The 6,452-nt window shown below is 39.2% G+C and carries 6 protein-coding genes; all 6 read left to right on the forward strand.

What is annotated here, in order from left to right; translation table 11 throughout:
* The first annotated feature begins 180 nt into the window (after positions 1 to 180).
* Positions 181 to 1,035 (forward strand): aryl-sulfate sulfotransferase, encoded by an 855-nt coding sequence (locus H6G97_RS42895; RefSeq protein ID WP_242055985.1) that lies wholly within the window; start codon positions 181 to 183, stop codon positions 1,033 to 1,035.
* 81 nt (positions 1,036 to 1,116) lie between these two features.
* Complete coding sequence (locus H6G97_RS42900; RefSeq protein WP_190946629.1) at positions 1,117 to 1,782, forward strand: glutathione S-transferase family protein; 666 nt, start codon at positions 1,117 to 1,119, stop codon at positions 1,780 to 1,782.
* Between the two features lie 615 nt (positions 1,783 to 2,397).
* Complete coding sequence (locus H6G97_RS42905; RefSeq protein WP_190946630.1) at positions 2,398 to 3,585, forward strand: acyl-CoA dehydrogenase family protein; 1,188 nt, start codon at positions 2,398 to 2,400, stop codon at positions 3,583 to 3,585.
* A gap of 186 nt (positions 3,586 to 3,771) precedes the next feature.
* Complete coding sequence (locus H6G97_RS42910; protein ID WP_190946631.1) at positions 3,772 to 4,869, forward strand: aliphatic sulfonate ABC transporter substrate-binding protein; 1,098 nt, start codon at positions 3,772 to 3,774, stop codon at positions 4,867 to 4,869.
* 37 nt (positions 4,870 to 4,906) lie between these two features.
* Positions 4,907 to 5,770: a TauD/TfdA dioxygenase family protein gene (locus tag H6G97_RS42915; RefSeq protein ID WP_190946632.1), complete on the forward strand. Its 864-nt coding sequence runs from the start codon at positions 4,907 to 4,909 to the stop codon at positions 5,768 to 5,770.
* Positions 5,771 to 6,013: 243 nt separating this feature from the next.
* Positions 6,014 to 6,259, forward strand: coding sequence for a hypothetical protein (locus H6G97_RS42920; RefSeq protein ID WP_190946633.1), 246 nt, complete (start codon positions 6,014 to 6,016; stop codon positions 6,257 to 6,259).
* The last annotated feature ends 193 nt before the right edge of the window (positions 6,260 to 6,452 follow it).

Below are 6,452 nucleotides of genomic sequence, written 5' to 3' on the forward strand. Positions count from 1 at the left end.
GTAGTGTTTTGCAACTGTTATCTAGCCGCCTCAATTATTAGTGAACACCTTTGCAGACTACACTTTCAGGCTGTTATTTGGCTATTCTGTTTGTGAAATGAGCGAACCGACCGTTATCTTTTACCCAATGGCAACCTTTTTTATAATGGTAAGACACTAGATATTCCGCCACATTTTCCTTTGTGGGCTGCCTTTAAAGGCGGCGTTGTCTTAGAAGCAGATCCCAAGGGAAATATTATTTGGGAATATAAACATCCAGATCATCATCACGACGGGCGCAGACTACGCAACGGGAACACGATTTTATTAGCTATTGAAAAGATACCTCAGTCTTTGATTCCCCGTATCAAAGGCGGTGTAGCAGGAACAGAAGCAGACGGTGATATCTATGCTGATGTACTTTATGAGGTTACTCCTGGGGGTGAGATTGTTTGGACTTGGCACGCCCACGAACACTTAGATCCAGATATTTTTACTATCACTCCCCAAGATCAACGACATGAATGGACTCATGGTAATACTGTAGGCGAACTCGCTGACGGCAATATTATCGTTAGCTTCCGCAACATCTCTACCGTTGTAATTATCGATCGCAACACAGGAGAGATTATCTGGACACTTGGAGATGACGTATTAGCACAGCAACACTTTCCTAACGAATTAGCTAACGGCAACATCCTAATTTTTGATAATGGCGCACATCGTCGTCACACTGCCCTGAATTTCTCTCGTGTGATTGAAGTCAACCGTCAAACGAAAGAAATAGTTTGGCAATACAGTGACAACCCACCTCAAAATTTCTTCAGTTCTTATATATCAGGCGCACAGCGTCTAGCGAATGGCAACACTTTAATTACAGAAGGTGCTTTCGGTCGCATATTTGAGGTGACAGTTACAGGAGAGATTGTTTGGGAATATGTCAATCCTCACTTTGCTGTTCGGAATCTTGGTGAGAAGTCAGCAGTAGCGAGTGGGGAGCAAAATTCAGTCTTCCGCGCTTTGCGTTATGCGCCTGAAGAAGTGCCTTGGCTCTAGTTCAATTTTAGATTTTGGATTTTGGATTGAACTAATTGCCAAAGCTAATAAACCAATCCTATTCATAGAGGAATAATCAACATGGCTGAAATCAAGATATATAGTGCGGTTGTTTGCCCTTATGCTCACCGTTCGCGTTTGGTATTGCAAGAAAAAGGCATCGAATTTGACTTGATTGAGATTAATTTGCAGAACAAGCCGGAGGGATTTACAGATATTTCTCCTTATGGAAAAGTGCCAGCACTTGTACATGGTGAGAATAGAGTCTGGGAATCGGCGGTAATTAACGAATATCTCAATGAGGTATTTCCAAATCCACCGCTTTTGCCTAGCAGCCCCATTGCTAAAGCACAAGCTCGAATCTGGATTGATTTTGCTAATACTCCATTTGTTCCAGCTTTTTCTACTCTCTTGCGTAGTCCTGATGTTCAACAGCAAGAAGCAGCTAAACAAGAACTATATAAACATCTGGAGTTTATTGAAAAAGAGGCTTTTGGGAAGTTATCAGGAGAAGGGCCTTACTGGTTTGGTGAATCTATTAGTTTGGTTGATTTTACTTTTTACCCCTGGTTTGAGCGTTTACCTGCACTGAAGCACTACCGAGGCTTTGGGCTACCAGAGGAATTTACTCGTCTACGTCAATGGAAAAAGGCTTTAAAACAACGTGATTCTGTGGTGGCGATCGCCAACAGCAAGGAATTCTACATAGAGCGATATGCTAGATTTGCTACTCCTGTTGCTGCCTAGTACTACTTTTTGGTAGTCAAAAGAATTGTATCTTTCCCTAAGTTTTAGCCGCCCAAAAAGATTTTGAGCGGCTAAAAACTAAAGATACTGGGGAAATTATGAATTTAGGTATAACGCGATCATCAAGTGGGCACAGCCACCCAACGAACTGCCCACTGCGCCTCTAGATGAGCCAAATTCATATTTACACTCAGCAACGCCGAATTTTTTTACAAAATGTACTTGCCTTTTACAAGCAACCATGCAAAACTGCTATATTAGCATCAAACTACTACATATCTACCGACTTACAGTAGTTAATTGAGACTAATCTTGCCATTATCAGGATAGTTTTTTTGTAAAAGTGCTTGCTCAGTAAGGATTTAAGATTAAGTAGACTCAACAGAACTAAAGGAGAAGCAGTGTTAATTCAAAAAGATTGTTGCCCAGCTGACTGAAAAATCACTGATTTAAGCTCTTACTCTCTGCGCGAGACTAGCTCATATTTTCAATCAGCAATGTCAAGGATTAAATCTTGGGAATTGGGCGAACTATACCTCCTCGTGTCGCAACTGAATCCTAACTTCTCCAATTCCCATTTCCTCATCCATACTCACCACAAGGAGAAAATAGATAATGGTGCAACTATTAATTAAACAAGAATCCAAACATTGGATTAATGTTGCTACTTCTTTATCTACGGAATTGGCAGCCACCGCAGTGGAAAGAGATAACAAGGCAGGGCTGCCAGATATAGAAATCCAACGGTTGCGAGAAACTGGTTTACTACCTTTGGTTGTACCAAAAGAGTATGGTGGTATTGGTGCGACTTGGGCAGAAGCTTTAAAAATAGTCCAAGAACTCTCGAAGGCAGACGGTTCAATTGGAGAGTTGTATGGCAACCATCTGAATTTAACTGCTTTGGCTCATGTTTCAGGAACACCAGAGCAAAAGGAAAGATATTATCGGGAAACTGCCCAGAAAAATTTATTTTGGGCTAGTGCCATTAACACTAGAGATACAAGGCTGAAAATTACCGCAGAAGGTGAAAATTTTCGTGTTCATGGGGTCAAAAGTTTTGGTACAGGTGTCGCCATTGCAGATTTCCGCGTTTTCGCTGCCATTCAAGATAATGTAGAACTACCGTTAGTATTCATAATTCCCAAAGATAGGGCTGGTGTCGCTTCTAATCAAGACTGGGACAATATTGGGCAAAGGCGCACAGATAGCGATACATTCACTTTTTACGATGTTTTGGTAAAAACAGATGAAATTTTGGGATATCCTCATCCTCCTGATGGTGCTTTTAGTACATTTTTGGGAATCATCGCCCAATTGACGAAAACTTATGTTTACTTGGAAATTGCTGAAGGAGCATTGGCGGCTGCAAAACAATACACTGTTACTCAAACCAAACCTTGGATTACGTCTGGTGTCGATAGTGCTACTCAAGACCCCTATATTTTGAATCACTATGGAAACTTGTGGGCAGAACTGCAAGCAGCAATTAGTTTAGCTGACAAAGCTGCTAGCCAAGTACAACAAGCATGGGACAAAGAAGTTAACCTGACTTTTAAAGAAAGGGGAGAAGTAGCAGTTTCGGTTTTTGCAGCCAAGGCTTTTGCTACTCGCGTTGCCTTGAATCTCACCACAGGTATTTTTGAAGTTATGGGAACTCGTTCTACGGGTAGTAAATACGGCTTTGACCGTTACTGGCGAGATTTACGTACTTTTACGCTTCATGACCCTGTAGATTATAAGTTGCGCGATATTGGCAATTGGGTACTGAATGAAGAATTACCCCTAGTCACGCAATATTCCTAAAGTTTCCGCCACAGTAGACCTCAAATCGGTTGCTTAAGGTGGGTAAAACCACCTTAATTCCTTTTTTTCAATTGCGGATGTAGTTAGGTCAAAAGACCAAATCTCATACATTCGCCGTTAGGCGTTAGCGTTACGTAGCAAAAAATAGGCGCAGAAGCGCAGAGATAATTAGAGGTGAATTAATTCATGAAAAATTTCAGAAAACAAATTGCATTCTGGAAAAACCGACACATCACTCGTCGTCACGCCTTATTTGCTTTTGGTTACAGTTTAGTACTTACCACAGTATTTAGTTGCAGTAATTCACCAAATAATTCTCAGCAACAATCAGCTTCATCGGCTTCTAATGTAGCTAGTAGTAATACTAGTGCCAATAAAGTAATTAGAATTGTCCGCTCTAAACAACTAACTGCCCTAGCCGTCTTAGAAGAAAAAGGTATTCTAGCAGAACGATTAAAACCTTTAGGATATAGGGTAGAGTGGCCAGAATTTGCTGCCGGGCCACAACAATTAGAAGCTTTAAATGCAGGCGCACTTGATATTGCCTCTACAGCCGAATCTCCTCCTGTTTTCTCTCAAGCAGCCGGCGCACCTCTTGTATATCTAGCGGCTAATTCTTCTGATGGTCAATCAGTTTCACTGTTAGTTCCTAAAAATTCTCCTATTCAAAGTGTCAAAGATTTAAAAGGAAAAAAAGTAGCTTTTCAAAAAGCATCAATTGGCCATTATCTTATACTTCGAGCCTTAGAAAAAGAAGGTTTAAAGCTTAGTGATATAGAATCAATCGGTCTAGCGCCTCCAGATGCTAATGTGGCATTTAGTCAAGGTAAAGTAGACGCTTGGTTTATTTGGGAACCATTTGTTACAAGAAATGTCCAAAATAACACGGCACGGGTTTTAACTGATGGTGGTAACGGCTTGCGAGATACTAACAACTTTATATCCACAAACCGCAAATTCTATCAAGAAAATCGAGAAGTCATCAAAGTCTTTCTAGAAGAAGTGCAGAAAGCCCAAAATTGGTCTAAAAATAATCCTAAAGAACTTTCCCAATTGCTCTCTGGAATAACTCAACTTGATCCACCAACATTAGAGATTATGCACAAAAAGTATGATTTTACGCTGATACCAATTACCGAAAAAATTATTAATAAACAACAACAAGTTGCAGATAAATGGTACAGCTTGGGACTAATACCTAAACAAGTAAATGTCAGAGATGGTTTTTTAACTCCAGAACAATACGCTGAAATCACTCCCCAAGAAGTTCTGGCTAAAAAATAATATTTGGAAAGTTTGCAATCAATTTTGAAAGATAATTATGTCTACACTCACCCTAACTAACTTTGAAATTACTGCTTTTGATGCACCTTTAGGATCTGTAGTGACTGGATTTGATGCTAGTCAAACGATTGAACCTGAAGTTATCTTAAGATTGAAGCAGGAATTAAGAGAACGCCACATTCTCATCTTCAAAAATCAAAATCTTACTGATGAGCAATTCTTAAACTTTGCTTTTCATTTTGGTTCTCTATTTGTCCCGCCAGATGATATCCCAGTTCTTGCTTCTCAGCCAGGAGTCACACCCGTAATAATTCCCGTTTCTAATGTTGATGGTGGCTATACTGGAACTGGTGAACTAACTTTTCATTCTGATCATAAGTGGACTCCTTATCCTTCTAGTGGTTCTTTACTCTATGCTTTGGAAGTACCCAATGAAGGTGGAGATACTTACTGGTTAAATCTGAATTTGGCTTATGAAACTCTGGATGAGTTTACAAAGCATCGGATTGCAGATTTGCAGTTAATTACATACAATCCGTTTTTAAATAAACCAAATATACCTCGTTCTAAATACCGTCTAGACAAGAGTATTCCCCTAATTAGTCCTGTATTTCCTCACCCACTAGTACGGACATATCCAGAAAGTGGTAAGAAGATTTTATATCTAGACTACGCTACAGAAGTGGAAGTTGTCGGACTAGATCCGCAAGAAGGATCTGAATTAATTGAACAGCTGCGATCGCATTTACATCAACCTCGATTTTATTATCAACATAAATGGTCTGTAGGCGATATTGTCTATTGGGATAATCAAGCAACTTTGCATTACCGCCAAGCATTTGATCCCAATCAACGCCGGGTGATGAAACGGATAAGTTTAGCGGGTAGCCGTCCATTTTGAGGAAAAATACCATTTAGTTGAAAAAATAAGTTGGCATAAAATAACTCCGGTTTATTCAAGAAACCGGGGTTTTGTACTTTATGACGATTTAAGTTTTATTGATTGAGAATATATGAATTTTATCTCAAAGATTATTAACGTTAATTATTCAGATTTTTTGACCAACTTAGATAATATATATTATAATCTACATAAGGGCTATCGTTTTACCGTTCTTTACTTGGTTTGAAGGCAGAAATCGAAATGGCATTAGCTCAACACATCAATATCCAAGACGCTAAAAAAGTAAATGATTATTTCTTGCGGAAGATATTACTACTTGGTACAGATTTGTTAAAGCAGCTATGGTGGCACACTAAAGCATACACAACAGTTTTGGGTATTATGTTGTTGACCTTTGCTAGTCTCGGATTTTTATATATACATTATATATTTGGAAAAGAAATAAGTCGATTGATTCAACATGAAACTGTTGTAGAACAAAAATGACCATATATAAAAAATTGCAAATTACATCTTATCTGACTCCCAATTGGTTTGAATTTTATCAGGCGATCGCAGCTTATTTACTGTAGGTTCGCTCATTTTGGAGGAGTGAGAAGTAATTATGTCTTGCACAGCTTGGAATTTAGCTGATAAAGGGACTCAGGCATTTTCATTAATAAAAGAATCTGTTTTTGAA

This window comes from Nostoc flagelliforme FACHB-838 (assembly GCF_014698065.1).
In the GTDB taxonomy this organism is placed as follows: Bacteria; Cyanobacteriota; Cyanobacteriia; order Cyanobacteriales; family Nostocaceae; genus Nostoc; species Nostoc flagelliforme_B.